Source organism: Paenibacillus sp. JDR-2 (assembly GCF_000023585.1).
Taxonomy (GTDB): Bacteria; Bacillota; Bacilli; order Paenibacillales; family Paenibacillaceae; genus Pristimantibacillus.
In genome coordinates this window covers 5,819,162-5,842,298 of the sequence record NC_012914.1, presented here as the reverse complement: position 1 = coordinate 5,842,298, position 23,137 = coordinate 5,819,162, and the positions used below count along the sequence as shown (strand labels likewise).

At 49.3% G+C, this 23,137-nt stretch carries 14 protein-coding genes; 8 read left to right on the top strand and 6 right to left on the bottom strand.

Annotated features, from left to right (window positions below; genetic code table 11):
- Positions 1 to 186: 186 nt before the first annotated feature.
- The 3 genes from PJDR2_RS25590 to PJDR2_RS25580 are packed head-to-tail and all read right to left on the bottom strand — an operon-like array spanning position 187 to position 3,839.
- Positions 187 to 1,281 (bottom strand): GerAB/ArcD/ProY family transporter, encoded by a 1,095-nt coding sequence (locus PJDR2_RS25590; RefSeq protein WP_015846638.1) that lies wholly within the window; start codon positions 1,279 to 1,281, stop codon positions 187 to 189.
- Positions 1,281 to 2,354, bottom strand: a complete 1,074-nt coding sequence (locus PJDR2_RS25585; RefSeq protein ID WP_083778196.1) for a Ger(x)C family spore germination protein — start codon at positions 2,352 to 2,354, stop codon at positions 1,281 to 1,283. Before PJDR2_RS25585 ends, PJDR2_RS25590 begins: the two co-directional genes overlap by 1 nt.
- Positions 2,355 to 2,363: 9 nt before the next feature.
- Positions 2,364 to 3,839: a spore germination protein gene (locus PJDR2_RS25580; RefSeq protein WP_015846636.1), complete on the bottom strand. Its 1,476-nt coding sequence runs from the start codon at positions 3,837 to 3,839 to the stop codon at positions 2,364 to 2,366.
- A gap of 211 nt (positions 3,840 to 4,050) precedes the next feature.
- Between PJDR2_RS25580 and PJDR2_RS25575 the strand changes: the two genes are divergently transcribed.
- On the top strand, positions 4,051 to 4,809 hold the full coding sequence (locus PJDR2_RS25575; RefSeq protein WP_015846635.1) for an SDR family oxidoreductase: 759 nt from the start codon (positions 4,051 to 4,053) through the stop codon (positions 4,807 to 4,809).
- A gap of 168 nt (positions 4,810 to 4,977) precedes the next feature.
- Positions 4,978 to 6,111 carry a copper amine oxidase N-terminal domain-containing protein gene (locus PJDR2_RS32140; protein WP_015846634.1) on the top strand — a complete coding sequence of 378 codons (1,134 nt, stop codon included), beginning with the start codon at positions 4,978 to 4,980 and terminating at the stop codon, positions 6,109 to 6,111.
- A 139-nt stretch (positions 6,112 to 6,250) separates the two neighbouring features.
- Here PJDR2_RS32140 and PJDR2_RS25560 read toward each other — a convergent pair whose 3' ends face one another.
- On the bottom strand, positions 6,251 to 6,676 hold the full coding sequence (locus tag PJDR2_RS25560; RefSeq protein ID WP_015846633.1) for an Rrf2 family transcriptional regulator: 426 nt from the start codon (positions 6,674 to 6,676) through the stop codon (positions 6,251 to 6,253).
- Positions 6,677 to 6,901: 225 nt separating this feature from the next.
- On the opposite strand from PJDR2_RS25560, the gene PJDR2_RS25555 reads away from it, so the two are divergent.
- Positions 6,902 to 7,483, top strand: coding sequence for an NAD(P)H-dependent oxidoreductase (locus tag PJDR2_RS25555; RefSeq protein ID WP_015846632.1), 582 nt, complete (start codon positions 6,902 to 6,904; stop codon positions 7,481 to 7,483).
- Between the two features lie 58 nt (positions 7,484 to 7,541).
- Here PJDR2_RS25555 and PJDR2_RS25550 read toward each other — a convergent pair whose 3' ends face one another.
- Together PJDR2_RS25550 and PJDR2_RS25545 are read right to left on the bottom strand one after the other, a co-directional pair.
- Positions 7,542 to 9,149, bottom strand: coding sequence for a response regulator (locus PJDR2_RS25550; RefSeq protein ID WP_015846631.1), 1,608 nt, complete (start codon positions 9,147 to 9,149; stop codon positions 7,542 to 7,544).
- 12 nt (positions 9,150 to 9,161) lie between these two features.
- Complete coding sequence (locus PJDR2_RS25545) at positions 9,162 to 10,898, bottom strand: cache domain-containing sensor histidine kinase (RefSeq protein ID WP_015846630.1); 1,737 nt, start codon at positions 10,896 to 10,898, stop codon at positions 9,162 to 9,164.
- A gap of 248 nt (positions 10,899 to 11,146) precedes the next feature.
- Between PJDR2_RS25545 and PJDR2_RS25540 the strand changes: the two genes are divergently transcribed.
- The 5 genes from PJDR2_RS25540 to PJDR2_RS33640 all read left to right on the top strand — a co-directional run bounded on the left by PJDR2_RS25540 (position 11,147) and on the right by PJDR2_RS33640 (position 23,097).
- Entirely contained in the window at positions 11,147 to 12,532 is a 1,386-nt protein-coding gene (locus tag PJDR2_RS25540; protein WP_015846629.1) for an extracellular solute-binding protein, read from the top strand.
- Positions 12,533 to 12,621: 89 nt separating this feature from the next.
- Positions 12,622 to 13,488, top strand: a complete 867-nt coding sequence (locus tag PJDR2_RS25535; RefSeq protein ID WP_041614656.1) for a carbohydrate ABC transporter permease — start codon at positions 12,622 to 12,624, stop codon at positions 13,486 to 13,488.
- Positions 13,488 to 14,327: a carbohydrate ABC transporter permease gene (locus PJDR2_RS25530; RefSeq protein WP_015846627.1), complete on the top strand. Its 840-nt coding sequence runs from the start codon at positions 13,488 to 13,490 to the stop codon at positions 14,325 to 14,327. Before PJDR2_RS25535 ends, PJDR2_RS25530 begins: the two co-directional genes overlap by 1 nt.
- Before the next feature lie 48 nt (positions 14,328 to 14,375).
- On the top strand, positions 14,376 to 15,392 hold the full coding sequence (locus PJDR2_RS25525; RefSeq protein WP_015846626.1) for a glycosidase: 1,017 nt from the start codon (positions 14,376 to 14,378) through the stop codon (positions 15,390 to 15,392).
- A gap of 103 nt (positions 15,393 to 15,495) precedes the next feature.
- A complete protein-coding gene (locus PJDR2_RS33640; protein ID WP_015846625.1) occupies positions 15,496 to 23,097 on the top strand; it encodes a discoidin domain-containing protein in 7,602 nt (2,533 codons plus the stop codon).
- Positions 23,098 to 23,137 lie beyond the last annotated feature (40 nt).

Below are 23,137 nucleotides of genomic sequence, written 5' to 3'. Positions count from 1 at the left end.
ATATTCCTGCGGGGGCTTTTGCTGTGCAAACAAAAAGCCTGCGGCAATCAGCCGCAGGCAACAATAGAGAATATATAAATAAAGGGGGGTCTTGTCTCTTATTATAGTAGCCGATAATGAAAGGAACCTGAGCGGAATATTACAGGAAGGTTACAAGTGAATGGTTGAAGCGGGTTGGCTCATTCATCATTCAAGATGCTTTACCTTTAAGCGAGCTACAATCCAAGTGATAATAAACAGCAACGGAATATAAGCAAAATGGAAATAAATCGCGCATTTATTAATGAATGTACCAAATGCGTCAATTTGTGTCCGTTCCTTCAAGGTTAACGCAGCGATCAAAAGCGCTGCCAACACAAAAGGTAAAGATAGCCCGGGCTTTACTGAACAAACTCTTTTCATAATTCTTGTACAGCACCAAATGGGAATACAAACCGTTGGAATAATAATCAACTGCCACATAAATATAAAGACGTATTCGAATCTTGCGATGAAGGAAAACTCAATGATTTGCGTCATAGCCATAGTTGGCCATAAGGTATGTCTTAGAAGACCTTGACTGAAAAACATCAGGGTTACAATCATGATTGCGGCATATTTGAATGTTGAAAACATTAGAGCGAAATGGGCCCACTTTGCATTCTTTTGGGCAGATTTCAAGAAAGGCAAATAGATAAGCAGAGGTTCAAGCCCAAAGAAAATAATGCAGGATGACTTTGAGCTTTTTATTACATCTAGAAAAGAATGATTGAGAACAGGCAGCAATAGTCCGAGATCCCCTTGACGGGCCGGAAAAAACAACCAGAAAAGCATGGGAATCAGCGCTAAATAAAAAAAGCTGAACCCGGCAACAACCCTAAACCCGCCGGAAACAACATAGTAGATTATGCAGATAAATAAACCTGCAATAACCCATGTGCGAAGCGAAGGAAATACCCATACTTGAATAACTTCCATGTAAGAACGGAGAAAGAATAGAGCCATTAAGAAATAGTAACCAACAACGATGAAAGAAAGAGCATTTCCCATGTATTTACCGAAAATCGATTGATGGACGTCAATAACATCTTTGGCCGGATTGCCGAGCAATTTATAGATCATCCAGATGATCAGATGAAGGCTCACGCCTATCAAAATAATCGATATCCAAGCATCCTGGCCGGCATTCACGAGCACAAGGTTCTGAAAATTAAATATAGTCGCGGCAGCTTGGGTAACAGCAATTAAGAAAAATACAAAGTATCCGGAAATCGCGTAATTTTCCTTTATCCGTTGTTGCATTATTGCCCAACCCCCGCGTGTAATATATTAACGCTCGTCTTGACTTCAAAAGATAGATGAGGGTAGATTTTTGCGTAATACTCATCCTCTTTGAATATTGGATGCTGCCTCCTGTATTTCTCTCCAAAGCCGATCGGATCGACCTTGTTTTGCTGTAGACGGATCAACATCGACTTAATTTCCGAGGATAACTTCTCTTCAATTTGCTTCTTGATTTCATCTAAATCGTCCTGGTTCTGTATGTTCATTTGTTCCGGGATTTCTCTAAGTTGGATAGATAATTTAAGGGATACCGTTGTTTTGCCGTCTTCGTTAACGTCAATTTTGGACTTGCCGTTCAAAATAACAAAGGAGTACATGGAACTTGTGCCGGCAATAAAATCGTATTCGCCTGTCCGTTTTTTATCTTTAAGCAGTTTTAGATACAAACCTTCGTTGACATTTAACCTAAGTTTTAAATCGTCTCCTTTAAAGACGGCTACGCCATCCATTTGAAACACGCCTTTATACATATTGATAACCGGGAAGTAAATGTCTTGGCCCTCTCCATAATATTGATTAATGAAAGTATGATAATTCGTATTTGGCGTATTTCCGTGATCCATGTTTTGATCGATCAGCTCGGACAAGAAGAAGGGAGGTTTTTGGGAGGCTTCGGTAATAATCGTTTTTGTGCTTTGGTCCGTTAACACAATAGAAGCTTTGGTGCTTTTCGTGAATTGTCGATTGATAATATCGGCAAGTTCGGATATGTATTTCTTAGCAAACTTTTCGTTAAGGACTAATGTACGCATTTGTCCCATTTCAACGGGTTGAGAAGATTTGCCTGTCAGGGCCGTGAAAACCCCATAGACCACATTAGACTCCGTAGTTACAAGGGATTGCCCCCCTGAAGCTTTGATATATTCCGGATACGAAACGTTTAGTTTAAACTTCTCTTCTTCCACGTCTACGCCCATGTACTGGAGAATATTGATTTGGTCTACGACCCGTTCTTGGGCGCAGCCCGACAACAAGATGCAACAGCAGATTAGGACTACCGCATGCCTTCTCATGATTTCAATTTCTCCCATCCGTTCTGATCATTCGTTATTGTAGTCGTCGCCAATATCCTTATTTTTTTTCACGTTATATCTTCTCGTTGATAGCGGACGAGTCGTAAAAAATCGATTATTCAAATGGGTAAAAGAAGAGCGGATAAAGCTATCGCTGAAGCTATTGTTTCGAAAAGGGAAAATCGGCACGATATAAGGTGCGCCTAGCGATTTTAAACGTAATAAATGGCCTAATATAAACATCAACCCGATCATGATGCCGAATCCGCCCCATAATGATGCTAAAAGGATGAGCGGAAAACGCAAAAACCGAATCGTGTTCGAGATTTTGAAGATGGGCGTGGTAAAGGAAGCCAATGCCGAAAGCGATACGATGATAAGCAAAATATTACTGGTTAAACCGGCCGCCACCGCAGCTTGTCCAAGTATAATGCCTCCAACTATACCCAAGGTTTGGCTGACCTTTGAAGGAAGTCTTGACCCGGCTTCACGAAGCAACTCAATGGTCATTTCTAAGAAAAGCACTTCCAACACGGGCGGGAAAGGCACGTTTGATCTCGATTCGATAATTGGTCCTAAAAGCTCCCGGGGAATGACGATGTAGTGAAACGTAAGAATAGCTACGTAAAAGGAGGAAGCAAGAATCGAAAACGCAACTCCAAAATAACGAATAAGACGAAAGCACGATCCCAGAATCCAAGGTAAATAGTAGTCTTCGGGAGAAACGAAAAAGCTAAAAAGGCTTGTGGGTCCCGTGAGTACAAATGGGGAGCCATCGCAAAGAATGGCTACTTCCCCGTTCAACAGAGAGTACATGATTCTATCCAGGCGCTCACTGGACAAAAATAACGGAAACGGAGAATTGGAGTTGTCAGTGATGAGTTGTTCCAAAAGAGAACTTTCGAACACGACGTCGAATTCCAGATCCGAGATCCTTTGCCTGGCAGTGTTTATATACTCCGGATTCGTAATGCCGTCTAAATAAGCAATGACGATTGTCGTTTGTGACATCGTTCCGATGGATAGTTCCTCAAAGGTTAGCTTCTCGGTAACGAGTCCCCTTCGAAGTAATGTCAAGTTGATTTCCAAGCTTTCGACAAATCCGACCTTTGGACCAATGACGCTAAACTCATTCTCAGTATCATTGTGATCGCGATGCCCCGATTTTTGATCCGAAATATCAATGATTAGACCTTCGTGTAAATGGGGATCCAATTGAAGAAAGATTGAACCGCGTACCACGTTTTTCAAAACCTCGTTCAAATCTCCCGTAATTTTCATCCCTTCAAGAGGAATCATCGCTTGAAGATCTTGCAGACGGCCCAAATCGCTTTTTGAAGAAAATTGAATGAAGGAAAGTACATCATGGTGAAATTTTTCTTGATTGATAAGCGTGCTGAAATAAGTAAAATGGATGCGGTTATTATTAATGATGATGCTCGATTGCAGCAGATCTGACGACTTCGTGCTTTCTTTCAAATCATGAAGTAAATTGGGAAGCATACATTTCACCGCCTGTCTGAACAAGAAATATGCTCCTAGTATGATTGATGACGGCTGAGTTTATACCCTGTATTTCCCATGCATAACAAACGATAATCATAGGGAAAATTCGAATCATGCCTAAAATTTCATGTCACAGATAACGAACGCTAATTGTCTAATTATCGTAAGAGCAATTCAGATACAAGCTATACACAACAGGAGGATTAATATGAAGATTGTAGTGATTGGCGGCAGTGGATTGATCGGGAAAAAAGTTGTAAGCAACCTTCGTGATCAAGGTCATGAGGTCGTTGCGGCGTCACCATCCTTAGGTGTCAATACGATCACGGGCGAAGGACTCGAGGAAGCGCTTAGCGGTGCGCAAGTTGTTGTTGACGTATCAAATGCGCCGTCGTGGGAGGATCAGGCGGTTATGGATTTCTTTGATAAGTCGACTCGGAATCTCCTTGCCGCCGAAGCAAATGCCGGCGTAAGCCATCATGTTGCTTTGTCGGTCGTTGGAACCGAACGCCTTCTTCAGAGCGGATATTTCCGTGCTAAAAAGAATCAAGAAGAGCTGATCGAGAATGCCAACATTCCTTATACGATAGTCCGCGCAACGCAGTTCTTCGAGTTTGTCGGCGGCATTGCCGATGTGGCTACTGAAGGGGAGAGCGTTCGTTTGCCTTCCGCCCTTATGCAGCCTATTTTCTCTAAAGACGTTGCGAACGCGGTAGCTGATTTTACTCTTAAGCCACCGGCTAACGGCATTGTTGACGTTGCTGGTCCGGACCAGATTCCGATGGACGAATTCATTCGACGATACTTTAGCGTAACACAGGATAAACGCCAGGTGATCACGGACGCTAAGGCGCTTTATTACGGTTCGGTCGAGGTGAATGATCAATCTCTCGTTCCGAATGGCGATAGACCCGTAACCATTACGAAGGCGCATTTCCAAGATTATCTCAGCAGTTTGAAAAATTAGGATTACAAGAAAACCGAAGTGCCTAACTTTGCTGAATGGCAAGGTGGGGCACTTTTTTTGATCTTTTTATTTTCCATCCCCAATAATTGCCGATTCGTAAAGGGTGTAACCTTTAAATTCATCGTTGCGTCTAGAAAGTACATCTGAGCAGAAAGGAAGAATATAAATATGCGTAAAAAAAATCTCATGCTGTCCAGTCTTCTTGCCGCAACCGTGCTTTCGGCAGGCAGCGCCCCACTAGCACACGGAGCAGAAAGCCAACCAACCGCGTCCGCGGCTTCTTCCGTTACTTTTATAATTAACGATGTTCATTATAGCGATAATACGGGTAAGCATAGCCTGCTCTCCGCCCCTTATGTTAGCAACGGGAACACGATGGTTCCCGTTAGAGCCGCTGCCGAATCTCTCGGTTCATCGATAAGCTGGAATAACAAAGATCGATTGATTACCTTGTCGGGGAAAGCCTTCGGAACGATTACATTCACCTTGAACTCTTCTTATGCGGTAAATGCGAAAGGAGAGAAAACCAAGCTGCCCGAGCAGGTTCGCCAGGCAAAGGGAACGGTATTTGTTCCGGCGCGGTCGTTGGCAGCTCTTATGGGAGCCAGTCTGCAATGGGAGCCTGCAGCCCATACGGTTACTCTCACCAATCAGGCGAATACGCCGGCTAGTCTAGACTTCAATTATCAGTTTACGAAGGATACGGAAGGATGGAAGGGCGGCTTCGCCGATATGCCGACCGACTATAATAAAGAGATCTACGAGCTTGACTATGCACGTAACCTGATTCCGGTACAAAACAATACTTCTAACTACGGCTTGAAGCTGTCCGGGCATAATCGCAGCGATGATTTGTTTATGTTTCTTTCCAAAGGTATTGAAGGCTTCAAGCCAAATACTTCTTACAACGTTAATTTGAAATTTGCGATGTACACCGAAGCGGGAGGAGGATCGATTGGTATTGGCGGTTCGCCTGCCGAATCTAATTTCTTGAAGGCAGGCATCCTGCCGAGCGAACCGTTGTCTGTGCCAACCTCGTCTTCGGGTGAAGAATATTACAGAATGAACGTGGACATCGGCAGCCAAGGAACCGGCGGCAAGGATGTCAAGGTCATTGGCAATGCGGCTAAACCGGATGTGGACAAGGAAGGGTATCAGCGTGTTGATTTTGACTACAACGCCAAGGTAACGGCAAACGCCAAAGGCCAGATCTTTATTCTTATTGGCTCGGATTCGGGATTTGAAGGGTTGACTGCCCTTTACTTTGACGATATCAAGGTAAGCGCTAAGGTCGCAGACTAAGGGAAATAAGACACGAGAAGAAACAAAAAGCCTGCGGCAATCAGCCGCAGGCAACAATAGAGAATATATAAAGGGGGGTCATGTCCTTTATTATAGGAGCCGATGATGAAAGGAACCTGAGCGAAATATTACAGGAAGATTACAAATGTTCCTGACGCAAAATTTTCTTGACAATCTGCTCAATCGTGGTCCGGGAAAGGGACTGCTCCATTTGCTGCTGGGCATCGCGCAGCGGATCGCTTAATGCTTGTTGAATCCCTTTGCCAACTACGCAATGCTCGTTTGTATTTTGATGGAGCGTAAACAGCTCCTTTTTTTCGGGCAATTCGACGGCCTTATAAACATCAAGCAAAGAGATGTCGGCAATCGGATGCTGGAGCTTAATGCCAATGACTCCGGGCTGGGAAGAAATAAGACCTGCTTTGCTTAACATACTCATAATTCTACGGATAACAGCGGGATTCGTGTTGACGCTTGAAGCTATATATTCGGAAGTAACATTTCCGTTATTGATATGAACAAGCGCTAGGATATGAACCGCTACGGTAAAACGGCTGCTGATCATGGAGATACAGTCCTTTCGGAAAGAAGCTACCTTCATTAAAACATAATAACCAATCTATGACTACGGCAGTGGTGTCAGGAATAGTTGTTGACACATCATAATGTAACTGATATAGTTACACCTAGTTGTTGTAACTTGAATTGTTACAACTTAAGCGTGCATAATGTAACCAATCTGGTAACATTATATTGTAGTTAAGATAACGAGATGACGGAGGTTATGTTAATGAATCATCTAATCGTGTATGCCCATCCTCATGAGGAAAGCTTTAACCACGCTATTTTAGATACGGCAGTGAATGCATTAAAAGAAGGAGGCCATGAAGTTACTGTCCGCGACTTGAACAAGCTTGGTTTTAATCCGGTGCTTTCGCCCGTTGATACGGCTGCGCTCCGGGAAGGCAACCCGCCTGCGGATATTAAGACGGAGCAAGCCTTTTTGGAAGCGGCCGATTTCATCACCTTTATTTATCCGATTTGGTGGACGGGTCTTCCGGCTATTATCAAAGGCTATGTAGACCGCACCTTCTCTTACGGATTCGCTTATCAGTACAATAGCGAAGGCGGAATCGATAAGCTGTTTACGGGTAAAAAAGGCATCCTTATCAACACTTATGGTACCCCAGGCGAGATTTACGAATCCATTGGCATGAACAATTCCTTGAAGCAAACCTCCGGAAGCGGGATTTTCGAATTCACGGGCATTGAGGTTGTCGAGCAGTTCCTGTTTGGCGGCGTTTCGTCGGTTACCGACGAGGCTCGCAAAGAAATGCTGGCTCAAGTCGATAAAAAATTCAGCTCGCTGTAATAGCGATCAGCAAAAAAAGCCGCAAATTTGCGGCTTTTTTTAATTACCATTAAAACTTCTATGACTTCAATTCCTTGTATTCCTTAGGGGAGCAATCTGCAAATCTCTTAAACATTTGCGAGAAGTATTTATAGTCGCTGTAACCGACCTTCTCAGCCACGGCATACGTCTTGGCACCCGGTTCGGATAGGAGGAGCTTGGCCTTCTCGATTCGATAACGGTTAAGCCATTCCACGAAGTTAACGCCGATTTCCTCTTTGAAGATCCGACTTAAATAATTTGGCGTTACATAAACAATGGCAGCAACGTCGGCCAGACTTACCGCGCGATTGTAGTTCTCTTCCATATAACGCAACGCGGTCTTGATTACGCCTTTGAACTTCTGATTTTTGTTCTCCTGCACAAGCTCCGATAGGCGATGCAGGACGTCGTTCATCCATTTTCGCAGATCTCCTAATGTGTCGAAACGCTCCATCTCACGGTAAGGATTGAAGTTCGTTCCAATGATGCTCCCTACGTCAACACTCATTTCTTCCACGCCGCTCACCGCCATGAGCAGCAGTCTGCCGCATATGCTTCGAATAACCGGCGCATCCGTCTGTCCTGCGGCAAAACGGTCGAAGATCTGATCTATTGCAGAGTGGAGCTCAGATGAGTTAAGCGTCTTCAAACAACCGATAATGACCTTTTCTTCTTCGGAAGGATAGAGGACATTTTGCATCTCCGTTGACATCATGGACTCCTGATAGCGGATGAGACTGCCTTTGCCTTTATGGATTTTGGCCTTTAAGGCGCTGAAGGCTTCCGCATAAGACGTGCTCAGCACGGCTATATCTGTGCAATTCCGGCTGATTCCAATCGAGATAGACAGCTTCAAATAGGTCTTGACGGCCTGTTGAATCTCTTCGCACACATGATCAACGAAATCGGCGCGCAACCCGCCGCCGCTCATCATCCCAATAAGATGATCAAATTGGCTATAGCAGACCAGCCCTTGAGTTCGTGACAGCAGCACCTCTTCAGCGATATTCATGACCGAGAAGCGGATAAGTTCGCGTTTGTTCTCCGGAAGGTCTTCCGTCATAAGGGCAAAGTCATCGATATCGATCGCAAGGATGGAATACTCCGGGCCAGACAGCCTTATTTTGAGTAGCTCCGCCTTGTCGAAGATGGCGGAAGAGTCCGTAACGCCTCCTTGCAGAATTCGATTGATAAAGTCCGACTTGATCGTCTGATAGTTTTCGTTAATCATCATGTTAAGGGACTGCCTGTTTCGTTTATCCGCTTCGGCCAGCTTGATCTCCTCGCTCAGCTTGAGCATTAGGTCGACTAATTCTTCTGCTCCAACCGGCTTAAGCAAATAATCCTGAACGCCGATGGCTAAGGCCTCTTTGGCAAAGCTGAAATCTTCATATCCGCTAAGAATAACAATACGAGTGTCGGGAAGCTGGTTCTTCAGATGCCGGGACAATTCCAAACCGTCCATAAGCGGCATGCGGATATCGGTGACTGTAATATGGGGCTTTAATTTAAGTGCTTTCTCCAGGCCTTCAACCCCGTCGGCCGCTTCGCCAACAACCTCAATTCCGTAATCCTCCCAATCAATCGAAGTCCGGATGCCTTTGCGGATATTAGGCTCATCGTCAACAATCAGCAGCGTAATCATTTCCTCATCCTCCTAAGTTGTAAACGGTTGTCTGACGATAACGGTCATTCCGTTGCCGGGCGAAGTATGGAAGGCAAGACCAAATTCCTGACCGCAAATAAGCTGAATTCGGTCATTGACGTTCTTGATCCCGAATCCCCGGTTGTCGTCCTTCACCTGCTGAAGCAGCGAAGTGATATCGGCTTCCTCTACGCCAACGCCGTCATCGGTAATCCGGTACACAAGCTCCTTGTCCTCGCGTTTAATCGTGATTCGTACAGTGCCGCTCTTTCCTTTTTTCTCTATTCCATGATGGATCGCATTCTCGACAAGCGGCTGAAGAACCAGCTTGACGGTCCTACAGGCCAAAGTCTCGAGTTCGACGTCAATGTCGAAGAGGATACAGTCCTCGAACCGCTTCTCCTGAATCAGAATATAGGATCTGAGATGCTCGACTTCGCTAGCGACCGTTGTCTGCTCATTGCCGCTATTCAGGGCGAGACGGAACAGCTTGGATAAGGCCTGCACCAGCTTCGAGCTTTCATAAGCCTTCTCCATGCGGGCCATCCAGTAGATCGTATCCAGCGTGTTATAGAGAAAATGCGGATTAATCTGAGCCTGCAGTGCCTTAAGCTCCGCTTCTTTCTGCTTGATTTGTCCGGCATACACCTCGTTGATCAGCTCATCGAGACGCCTCGACATCCGGTTGAAGCTTCGGCTGATGAGCGCGATTTCGTCGTTGCCTTTTACGGGAATGTTCACGTTGAAGTTCTCATCCTCAATGGCTCTCATGGATCTGCGGATCCGGTTGAGAGGACTGAGCACCTTGAGCGAAAACAGAATGATCATAAGCGAACAGAGGATGAAGCTCCCTAAGACAGCATAAATCGTGACGTTCCGGATCAGCTTCGTATCGCTTGACAGCTCATTCATAGGTACCAGATTGACCAGCTTCCAGCCTGGACGCGACAGATTGTAATAGGTTTCGATATACGGATTGCCGTTCAAGGATGCTTTGAAATAACTGCTGTTTTGCTGATAAAGCCTATGATCATCGTATTTGCTGTCCATCGTTGTGCCGATCTTGGATTGGTCCAGTGACGAAATAATTCTCTTGTTCTCATCGATAATAAAAAATTCACTGCTGCCGCTGAGCAGCTTATCCTTGTAAATATTGGAGATCTCCTGCTCATCGATATTGATTTTGATCAGAGCAAGATCGGTAGAGATTTTATCAATATTTTTAAGGATTTTGATATAAGAGATAACCTTTAGCGGCGTATGGTTGTATTGCGTAATCTCATCGGCGATCCATTGTCCCTCGCCCCGGAGGTCGAACATCTGCTTCTGCAGTTCCGGCGTGATCACGTTGGTGCTGCTGGCCGAATCGAACTCGAGTCCGTTCATTCCTTTTACATAAATCGAGTAAATATTGGTGTGAAATACGGCAAAACGGTTCAGCGTGTTCTGGGCAGACAGCAGGTAGTTCCGGGAGCCCGCCACCTGGCTGTAAGAAAGCATGAAGTAATTCATAAACTCTCTGTTCTGCCATAGATTCAGAGCCGAATTGTTCATGTCATTGAAGAAGAAGTTAATGCTTTCCCCAATCTGCTGAACGGTTTTTAAGTTGGAGAGGCTGACTTTGTCTTCTATGATTCTGGTTGATTGGAGATAAGAGAATCCGCTTACAAAACCAAGGGGGATAAGGACAATCAAGAGCGAGAAGATCATGAATTTATGCTGCAGGCTGAAGAACCGTCGTTTAATCATAAGACCTCCGAAAGTTGTGATTGCTACATCTAATAAATAGAGTCGATATGCTTTGAGTCTTAATATAAACGCCTGTTTTTCGTTTGGCAAAGGGATTTTGGGCGTATTTCCGCCATTGGCGCGTTTCCGCGTAAATCGCAGACATTTTAATAAAATCGTCACCTGTCGAAAACTAAATGGCCTATGTACAATTAGAAACGTGCACAAGATAACCGGTTACAAATTCGAGAGAATAGCAGGAGGGCGTCATGAAATCTAAACGTTGGAACAAAGCGGGGATGTCAGTAGCGGCACTAACTTTGGGAATGTCCTTAATCGCTGGCTGCGGGGGAAACAACACAGACAATAGCTCCTCGGCTTCGCCGGCAGTAAACGGAAACAATCAAGAAGCCTCGGGTTCAACAACCCCGGCCAAGGAGCCGGTCAAAGTCAAATTCATGAACATGTGGGCAAAGGACAGCACCGAGAACGTAGCCGTTACGGTACGTGAGCAGTTGGCCAAGTTTCAGGCGGATAACCCGGATATTATCGTCGAAGAAGAATCGATTGGAGACCAGAACGCCTACTATACGAAACTGAAAACATTGGCGGCTTCCAACGACCTCCCGGATATCTTTATCAGCAAAGGCTCGGAGCTTGCGATGTTCGCGCAAAACGAAACGGCCGCTCCGCTGGATGAGGTGCTGAGTGCCGATACGGCGTGGAAGGATGGCTTCCTGCCAACTGCTTTTAATGATTTGACAAGCGGCGGTCATACTTACGGCGTACCGTTCTCGATGCTGGCGACTTCCGTTATCTATTACAACAAACAAATTTTCGCCGATGCGGGCATTGTTTCGTTCCCTAAGACTTGGGCCGAATTGCAGGACGCGGTTGATAAACTTAAAGCGAAGGGCATAACCCCGATTGCGCTTGGCAACAAGGAGCAGTGGGTTGCGGAATCCTGTATTCTCAGTGCGCTGGGCGACCGGTTCACGGGTACGGACTGGTTCAACGGCATTATTAATAAATCCGGTTCCAAATTTACGGATCCTGATTTTGTGAAAGGACTTACAGCTCTTCAAGATCTGGCGAAGCAGGGCGCGTTTAACGCCGATTTGAACAGCATCAACAACGATCAGCAGAAAACGCTGTATTTCAATGGTAAAGCAGCCATGTTCATGGAGGGCAGCTGGGCTATTGGCGCGGTCGCTTCCGCACCAAAAGAAGTGGCGGACAATACGGATGTAGCGGTACTTCCGTCCGTGGAAGGCGGCAAAGGAAACGCGCTGGCAACATCTGGCGGAGCAGGCTCGGGTTATGCGGTTGGCATCAAAGGCTTTGCCGACAAGAAAGACGCTATCGCCAAGGTGATCAAGGCCATCAGCGGCGAAGAATTCGCGAAGGGTCTTGCCGAGAAAGGCGAGCCGGTTGCGTTCAAGGTAGCGGATTACGATAAGAGCAAAGTAAGCCCGTTAGCCGTGAAATATGCCGAATTGTCTTCGCAGCTGCAATTTACGCCTATCTATGATTCTTATTTGAGCCCTGCGCTGGTCAGCGTGCTGAATGCCGATCTGCAGGCACTCCTCATTAACGCGGTTACGCCTGAGGAGCTTGCCAAGAAGGTTCAAGCGGAGTACGAGAAAGCCAGCTAACTCAACTAATAGAATGGCGCCTTCCGGTGAGCCCGCTCTTTCGGAAGGCGCTGTAAGTAAGGAGTCTCGTCATGAGCAGAAGCCCTTCTATGAAATTATCCAGATTCGGACTGTTTGGCCTTCTGGCTCCGAGCGTCGCGATCTACACCTTTATTATGATCATCCCGCTTGCTCTATCCTTCTATTACAGCCTGACGGACTGGACCGGCGGACCAACAAAGAACTTCATTGGCCTGGATAATTACAAACTGCTGTTGAAGGATAGTCTTTTCTGGCATTCGTTCAAGAACAACCTGATTATTCTGGCTCTTACTCTCGTTATCCAGATGGGGCTGGCATTTTTGCTGACGACCTTCTTTATGTCGAAGGCGCTGCGGCTGAAGGAGTTCCACCGGACCGTTATTTTCTTTCCGGTTGTATTGTCCGCGGTTGTTGTCGGTTTCGTCTGGCAGATGATTTACAGCCATGATTACGGCATTCTAAACGCCGTATTGCGGTCGGTAGGTCTGGAATCGTCCATCCGCGCTTGGCTGGATGACCCGAAGATCGTCCTGTATTCCGTTACGCTTCCGCTTATCTGGCAATATCTCGGGATTCCGCTTATGATTTTTGTTTCGGCGGTTCACGGCATATCCAAGGACATATACGAGACAAGCGAGCTGGACGGCTGCACGGGCTTTAAGAAAGCGATCTATATTACCTTTCCGCTAATCTACGATACGATTAAAGTCGTGATGATGCTGAGCATTTCTTCCAACATGCTCGTATTCAGCCATATTTACGTCATGACGGGCGGAGGACCCGGGACCAGCTCGATGGTGCTTGCGCAATACGCCTACAAAACCTCGTTTGGCAGCATGCAGCTCGGCTACGGAAGCGCGGTTACGATCGGCATGTTTATCGTGAGCTTCGGCATTATTCTGCTGTTCAAGCGGCTGGCGGAGGTGAAAAACTAATGTCGTTCCCCTTGCTGCTCCGAAGAGCGGGAAATCTCTTATTTAACGCCGTGATGATTGTATTCTCGCTTGCCTGCGTCTTCCCGATCTTCTGGATTATCTATTCGTCGCTTAAGACCAAGGACGAATTCATGCTGAATTCGGTATCGCTGCCGCATCAGCTGCAGTTCCATAACTATTACAAGGCATTTGTAGAAGGCAAAATGTATCAGTATTTCATCAGCAGCTCCTTGAACAGCGCGGTGACGGTTATCGTCGTTGTCGTTCTGTCTTTCTGTACCGCTTATGCCTTGTCCAGATTCCGCTTCAAGGGCAGGAATCTGATCTATACGTATTTTATTGTCGGGATGCTGATTCCGGTATACGGCCTTATCGTACCGTTGTTCCTCCAGTTCAAGCAGCTTGGCATGTATGACAAGTTTTATACCTTGCTTCTGCCTTATATCGCGATCCGGCTGCCGCTGCCGATCTTTCTGCTCGAAAGCTTTATCCGCACGGTACCCGTCGAGCTGGACGAAGCGGCGCATATGGACGGCGCATCAACCTTCTATACGATGACCCGCATTTTGCTGCCGATCTGCAGGCCCGCGATAGCGACCATTATCATCTTGTCTTTCCTCGATACGTGGAATGAGTTTCCGTTCTCGCTGGTGCTGGTCAGCCATGATTCCTTCAAGACGCTGCCGGTTGGATTGACGAATTTCTATGGTCAGTACACGTCGGATTATACGACCTTAATGGCGGCAATGGTCTTGTCCATTCTGCCGGTCATGGCTGTCTATCTGGCATTCTACAAAAATATTATTCAAGGCATGACCGCCGGAGCGGTTAAAGGATGAGCCGGCTGTCCGCCCTTATCCTCTTAGACCTGACAGGGAGAGAAAGCAATGAAACTGACAAGACACGAGAATAATCCGATTGTTGTGCCGGGAGGCGCGGATTGGAGGAAAGCCGCCGTATTTAATCCGGGAGTCGTGCAGGCCGACGGAAAATACTACATGTACGAGAGAGCCGCGGGCTCGCTTCGGCCGTTCCAGACCTGTATCGGACTGCTCGAAAGCGAAGACGGCGTTAACTTCAGACCCGTGCTTGACGAGCCGGTGTTCACCGCCGAGATGCTGGGCTACCCCGGCGGAAGCGTGGAGGATGCACGGGTTGTCCGTATCGATGGCCTGTATTACATGTGTTACGCCCTTCAGCCCTATGGCTTTGATTGCTGGCCAACGGGCACCGGCCTTCCGGCTTATTATCCGGAGCATTATCCGGAGTGGGCGGATAACGGGGTAGAGCCGATGATTACGCGCTCTGGCATTGCGGTGTCCGTGGACGGCATCCATTTCAAGCCGCTAAGCTATACGACGCCTGCCGAGATCGATGACAGAGATAACGCCTTGTTCCCGGAAAAGATCGGAGGACGGTTCGCCATTCTCCGCCGGCCGTTGCAATACGTAGGAGAGAAATACGGAACGAATTCGCCGGGAATGTGGATCAGCTATTCGGATAATCTGTTCGACTGGACAGAGCCTGAGCTGGTAGCGGTGGCCGAGAATCCGGAGTGGGAAGGGACCAAGATTGGGGCGGCTGCTACTCCGATCCGGACGGATCGGGGATGGCTCGTGCTGTATCATGGGGTGGATGCCCGGTCGGTCTACCGCGTTGGCGCCTTGCTGCTCGATTTGGAGGATCCGAAGAAGGTTATCGCGCGAACGCGGGAACCGATTATGGAGCCGGAAACGTATTACGAAAAATTTGGCCTTGTTCTGCCAAACGTCGTATTTCCGACAGCGAATTTAGTAATCGATGGGCTTCTCTATATCTACTACGGCTGCTGCGATACTAGCATCGCTTTAGCCACGGTTCCGCTTAATGAGCTTCTTGATGCGATGACGGACGAAGCAAACTAAAGAACCTTGGAGCAGGATCCGAGTGTTGGATGCGACCCCAAGTGTAACCGCTTGGGGTTCTGCAGGGCCTTAATAATGATCATTCGAAAGGGGGTAAGCAGGTATGATTCTCAAGTGTAAGCAAGCTTCTAGTCTAGTCAGAATTCTGTTATGCGCCGTGTTATGCTCGAGTGCGTTTGGTTCTCTGATTAAACCGCCGGCCGTGTCGGCCGATCCTTCTTCAAGCACGGGGCAAACCCTTCATGTGGCGAAAAATGGAAGCGATTCCAATCCAGGTACGGAGGCGGAGCCGTTCCTGACCATTAATCATGCGGCGGAGTTGGCGCAGCCGGGCGACACCGTACTGGTGCACGCCGGCCTGTATCGCGAGACGGTAAAACCGGCGCGCGGCGGTACGGACGAAGCGCACCGCATCACTTACACGAACGCCGGTGACGGCGAAGTCGTGATTAAAGGCTCCGAGGAGATCGATTCCTGGACGCCTTACAGCGGAGACGTATGGCGCGTTACGCTGCCAAACAGCTATTTCGGCAGCTACAATCCGTACTCGACACGCCATCCGCAAGGGGGGGAAGGGAATTTCTTTCCGGGTTATACGGCTGGCGACGTTTATTTGAATGAGCAGGCTTATTACGAGAAGCCTTCCTTAAACAACGTATTATCGGCGGCCGATACCTGGTATACCGAGGTTTCGGCCGATACCACAACGATTTATGCCAATTTCGACGGCGCCGATCCCAACGGGAAGCTTGCCGAAATCAATGTGCGCAAGCAAATTTTTGCTCCGGATGCATGGGGCCTGGGCTATATTACGGTGGATGGCTTTACGGTCAAGCATGCGGCCAATACGTATTCCGATTTTCCGGGCGTGCCTTCAAGAGGACAAGCCGGGGCGATCAGCGTAAACGGCGGTCTCAAATGGATCATTCAGAATAATATCGTTATCAATGCCCGTACGATCGGGATCGATATCGGCCTCGGCAACGATGAGTGGGCAGGCAACAGACCGGGCAATACGCGGACGGATTTCCACGATACCGACAAGTACGGCTCGCATATCGTCCGCAACAACTATATCGCCAAATGCGGCCAGTCGGGAATCGCCGGCGTATTCTCCTGGAATTCCGACATCCTGTACAACAGGATCGAGGATACGAACTACCGCGGGGAGTTCAGCGGAGCCGAGACGGCGCCAATCAAAGTGCATTACATGAACGAAGGCCTCATCAAAGGCAACTATATCAAAAACTCCAAAGGCGGCAACTCGGCAGGCATTTGGACGGACTGGGGCAACCAGAATGTCCGCATTACCGGAAATATCGTCATGAACGCGCCATGGGGATATTACGCCGAAGCGGTTCACGGGCCGATTCTCGTGGACAACAACGTCTTTATCGGCAACAGCGATATCCGGATGCTGGATGCGACCGGCGTTGTATTCGCGAACAATCTGTTTATCGATAACGGCAATATCAACGTTGACGGCGGAGGCAGGGATAACTATTATTTCGAGCCGGGCACGATGAACGAGACTAGCTCCGTCAATGCCGTCCAAAAGTTCTTCTGGTATAACAATCTGGTGCAGGGCTCCGTTCTGCCGTCGGACGCAGCAAACAAAACGCATGTCAAAGAAGGCAACTTCACCAATGTCGTATCCGATGCTGCCTATACGGCCACCAATACGGACCTCAGCCTGAGCTTTAATCTGAATGCTTCCGGCATCAACGGATTGACCCCGGTGACGCAGTCCAGAGTGGGCCTTATTCCGGAGGCGAACGAAAGCATCGCGGCCGACGTTACGACCGACTTTTTCGGCAATGACGTAAACGCCGGCAATATGATGGCCGGGCCATTCGCCGATGCGCATAACGGCGCGAATACTTATGTCCTGTGGCCGCCTCAAGGGCAGACGGTTCCTACGCCTCCGGCGCCGCCAGTCGACGTGCCGGTTAATCTGTCCCTTAAGCCGGGCGTAACGGTAACCGCTTCTTATGAAGACGGTTCGTATACTGCAGCGAAGGCCATCGACGGAAACGGATCGACCCGCTGGTCTACGGATCACAGCAACGATAATAACGCATGGATCTCGGTCGATCTCGGCGATGTATACAACGTATCGAAGGTAGTGCTGTCGTGGGAAGCGGCCTATGCGAAGGAATATAAAATCCAGATCTCGGATGACGGAGAGCACTGGACGGATGCGTATCATACCGCTTCCGGCGGAGGCGGGAACGAGACGGTCACAATCAGGAAGGATACGCGGCATATCCGCATGCAAGGAATTCAGCCGCAGACCGCGTACGGTTACTCGCTGTACGAGCTCGAGGTTTACGGCACGCCGGCAGAACCGGAGGTTGCCGTTAACGTGGCACTAAACAAGGCACCTTCCGCTTATACGGCTTCTTCCCAGTCCAATGACGGAAGCGGGGAGACCAACAGCCAGCCCGATAAGGACAGATCGGCGTTCCGCGCGTTTGACGGCAACCCGGCGACCCGTTGGGGCTCCAATGGCGGAGACGACAACTGGCTTCAGGTGGACCTGGGCAAGACGCATGTGATCGACAAGGTTGTCCTCATGTGGGAAGCGGCTTATGCTTCCGAATATAAAATTCAGGTATCGGAAGACGGCAGCGCCTGGACGGATGTTTATTCCCGGAACGATGCTTCGGTAACCGGAGATCATACCGACGAGATCCAGCTGGATCAGCCCGCGGAAGGCCGGTATGTCCGGATGCAGGGCGTGAAGGCCGCGACGCAATGGGGTCTCTCGCTGTACGAATTCGAAGTCTACGGCAAAGTAAAGCCTGCCGATACCGCGCCGGAGTGGCCTTCCGCCGCTTTGCTCGCCGCAACGTCCGTAACGGATTCCTCCGCAGCGGTTCAATGGCCGTCCGCCGTCGACAACCAGGCGGTAACCGGCTATAAGGTTTATTTGGGCACAACGCTTGTCGGGAGCTTGTCTTCCGGTGAGCATGCTTATACTTTGAACGGGCTGACCGCAGGGAAAACCTATACGGTGAAGGTGACGGCCGTAGATGCGGCGGGCAATGAGAGCAAGGGACTGACCGGCTCGTTTACAACCTCCGGCAATCCTGCGACGAAGGCTTTGTCCACCACTTATCCTCAGAATTACGGCGACTGGGAGGACGGCTTGCTTGCCGGCAACGGTAAACAGGGCATAATCGTGTTCGGCAATCCACGGAATGACACGGTTATTTTTGACGACAAGGATTTCTTTATGGCCAGAACGGAAGCCCGTCCGAACAGAACCTTCAATACGGTAAGCGAGGCAAATATTCAAAAAATCCGGGATTGGCTTATTCAAGGCAAATACCAGGAAGCGAATCAGCTGGCCGCCGATGTTCAGGGTTATCAGAACGGCGGGGAAGGCAGCAAGCATCCTGGCTACAAGATGACCATTACGATGCCGGACACCGGTGAAATTACGAACTATGTCCGTTCCACGGACTATTCCGCCGGAGTCGTATCGGTCAATTGGTCGGATGACCGGGGCGATTGGGAACGCGACTCCTTCGTATCCAGACCGGACGGCGTTACGGTTCAGTATATGCCCGCACCGGCAGGCAAGACGCTGGACGTGAAGCTTGCGCTTAGCATCGATCCGGGCATGAACCTGCTGAATAAAGGAGTTACGTTCCAGAACAACTCCAATGCGGAATTCCTTAATCTGCGGGCGAAATACGCAAACGGCAGCTATAATGCCGGCTACGAGGGAGTTACGCGCGTCATTACCGACGGCACCAAAGTGATGGAAGGCGATGCGGTGTCGGTATCCGGCGCAACCTATGTGCTGCTGCTGTCCCTCACCCAGCGTTACGACGGCACTTACCAAGGCGGTCTTCCCGCCGAACAGGAATGGAATAAGGAGCTGCTGCAAAGCAAGCTGTCCGGAATAACGGACGATTATGAAACGCTGCTGGATCGTCAAGTGAGCGAGCATAGCCAGATTTTTGACCGCGTGTCCTTTGATCTCGGCGCAAGCCCGGAAGACCGCTCGAAGTCCAATGAACAGCTGCTCGCCATGCAGAAGCAATCCGCGACTCCGATTCCGGCCTTGTACGAGAGAATGTTCTACTCCGGCCGCTACCACCTGCTTGGATCTAGCAACGAGACGGCCGCGCCTGACCTGCTCGGCAACTGGACGGGGGACAGCAACGTCGGCTGGGATGGTTACTATCATTTGGACGCCAACTTGAACCTGCAAATTTCCGGCGGCAATATCGGCAATATGCCGGAGGCGATGGCCGGGTACTTCTACCTGAACAAACAGTGGCAGAATGATTTCCGAACGAATGCCGAGAAGCTGCTTGGCACAAGAGGGATGCTCACCGGCGGCAATACGCCTAACGGCGAAGGGCTGATCTCGAACATCAACTTCGACTATCCGTATCAATACGTAACGGGCGGAGAGTCTTGGCTGTTGTATCCGTTCTGGGAATATTACGAGATTAGCGGCGACAAGGATTTTCTGGAAAATCAATATTATCCGCTTATCCGCGACATGGGGGATTTCTATGAAGATTTCCTTGTGGAAAAAGACGGTAATGGCAAATATATCTTTGCCGGATCCATCTCTCCTGAGAACCGGCCTGCTGGCGGAGTGCCGTTGTCCGTCAACTCCGTTTACGATATCTCCGGCGCGCGCTTCGCACTGGAGACCCTGATCGAGACAAGCAAGCTGCTTGGCAAGGATCAGGACAAAATACCGGTCTGGCAGGAGAAGCTCGACAATCTGCCTCCGTATCTGGTTAACAACGACGGAGCGCTGGCTGAATGGGCATGGCCGGATCTGATGAACAAAAACAACTATCAGCATCGTCACTCCAGCGGCCTGATGCCGGTCTGGCCTTACAAAGAGGTAACGCCGGAAAAAAACAAAGCCTTGTATGACGCGGCTAAAGTTTTCCTGAACAAGAAAGACGGCGGCAATTACGAGAACGCCGGTCACGGCTTATTGCACGGCGCGCTTATCGCGGCCAATCTGAATGATGCGGATTCCGTGAATGCGAAGCTTCTTCGTTTCGCGAAGGATGATTATTATTACACAAGCTTGGCTACATCGCACTATAACAATCACGGAACTTTTGCGACGGATGTCGTGAACTCCGTGCCAACGATCATGATGGAGATGCTGGCAACCTCCGAGCCGGGAACGCTGGAGCTTTTGCCGGCCTTGCCGAAAGATTTGAAGAAAGGCTCGATTTCCGGCATCCTCGGCAAAAGCCAATTTACGATCAACAACTTAAGCTGGGATATGAATCAGCGTAAGGTTACCGTACAGCTGACTTCCGCGATTGACCAGGATCTGACGCTGATTCAGCGCGCGGGCATCGAGCAGATCAGCAGTGATGACGCGCAAATCCGCACGTCGCCGATCGGTAATATTGCGCGCGTCCTTCCGCTGAAGGCCAATGAGCCGGTTACGGTACAAATGACGATTAAAGACGCGGCCAAAATCAATCTGGCGCAAGGCAAAACCGCCAGTGCTTCCTCCGAATCGAACGGCCAGCAAACGGCCGACAAAGCGTTTGACGGAGACTCGTCAACCCGCTGGGGAGCTGGCGAAGCCGCGGACAACTTTATTCAAGTGGATCTTGGAGGCATCTATTCCCTGAACGAAATCGTCCTGCAATGGGAAGCTTCCTATGCCAAAGGCTACAAGCTTCAGACCTCGATGGACGGCGTGAATTGGAGCGATATTTACGAGCAGGCCAACTCGCAGGGAGGCAGGGAGCAGATTCCGGTGGATGCCGTTGGACGTTACGTCCGCATGCAAGGGATGGAAAAGTCCGGCCAGTGGGGCTTCTCCTTGTATGAGATGGAAGTATACGGCCAGGAAGCTCCTAATATTGCGCTTGGCAAACCATCGCAGGCTTCCTCGGCATCAAACGCCCAGCAGGCAGCTGCCGCAGCCTTTGACGGCGATAAGAGCACGCGCTGGAGCGCGAGCGAATCGGCTGCAAACTGGATTCAGGTAGACTTGCAGAACACCTATAACGTATACCGGGTTGCGATCGATTGGGAGGACTCTTATGCCAAAGGGTATAAGCTGCAATCCTCTCCGGACGGTCAGGCCTGGACGGATGTATATACCGAAACGAACAGCAATGGCGGTACGGATATCATTGACCTGAATACCGCTGCCCGGTATATCCGGATGCAAGGGGTGGAAAAATCCGGTCAATGGGGCTATTCCATCTACGAAATGAAGGTGTACGGAACGCAGCAGCCCGCTCAGCTTACCGCGCAGGAAGTGGCGGATGGCATTACGGCCATAGCTTCCCCCGCACAAGACGCGACAGCTTTGACCATGCCGTCCGTACCGGCGGGGTTCCAGGCAGCTATTAAGAGCAGCAGCCATCCGGATGTCGTTGGATTAAACGGCGTTATTACTCCGCCTGCCGCAGAGACGACGGTCAGCTTGGTTCTGACCGTAACGCGTACATCGGATAACTCGGCTGCGGATACGATTAGTCTTACGGTTACCGTGCCTGCCAAGTCCGGTGACGGAAACACGGGCGGCAATAACGGCGGGAATGGCGGTACAGGAGGTACAGGAGGTACAGGAGGTACTGGCGGCACCGGCGGTAATGGAGGTACGGGAACATCTCCGACCCAGACCTATGAGGTAAAGGCAGGAGAATTAGCTAATCTGCCGGCAAACGGTAAGGCCGTGGTACAGATTCCTGCTGATATCAGGCATGTGGTGCTTCCTTCTCAAGCCGCGTCGCTTCCGGCGGGAAGCCGGATTATTCTCCGGGCTGCGCAGGTTGAGCTGGAGCTGCCGGCAGAGCTTCTGAAGCAATGGCAGCAGAGTACAACGCAAGGCAATCAAATGGTAGTGGACTTGGATTGGCTGCCGCAAGAGAGCGCATCTAAGCAGCTGGGAAGCCTTCCGGATCAGACGCAGGCAACATTAGCCGGAACGTTTGTTTTGGGCCTGTCCAAGCTTACGGCGTTCGCTCATCCTGTCATTGTTCATTTGAAAGGCGATGCTGCCATTAATCCGAAGCTGGCCGGTATATACAAGCTGAACGCAAACAGTGAACCGGTATATATCGGAGGCAGCTACGAGAATGGTCAGTGGACATTTGAAGCAAATGATCCTGGCAGCTACGCTCTCATAGAGACCGTATGGAATTATAATGACGTGCCATCCGGTTACTGGGCGAAAGACGTCATTCAACAATTGGCGGCGAAGCATATCATAAACGGAACAGGCGGTGGCTCGTTCGCGCCGGGCCGTGCGGTTACCCGTGCAGAATTCGCGGCATTGCTCGTGCGTGCCCTTAAGCTTGAAGGGGATGGAGGTACGGTGTTCGCGGATGTAAGTTCGGATGCATGGTACGCGGAAGCCGTCGCAATTGCGTCAAATGCGGGCATCGTGACAGGCAAGGGCGGCGGAAAATTTGATCCGAATGCGCAAATCACACGCGAGGAAATGGTCACCATGTTGATGCGCGCCTTTTTGGACAAAGGCACTGCGGAAGGAAATAAGGATGCCACATTCCATGACCAACAGGATATTTCCTCTTGGGCGTCGGAATACGTAGAGCAGGCATCCGAACTTGGATTAATTAAAGGACGTTCGGCAGGTATATTTGATCCGCGGGGGATTGCTACCCGAGCCGAATCCGCACAAATCATATTTAATTTGCTTGGTGCTAAAAATATAATCAATTAACGGCAGCAGGGAAGAACGATTTCGTTCTTCCCTGCTTTTC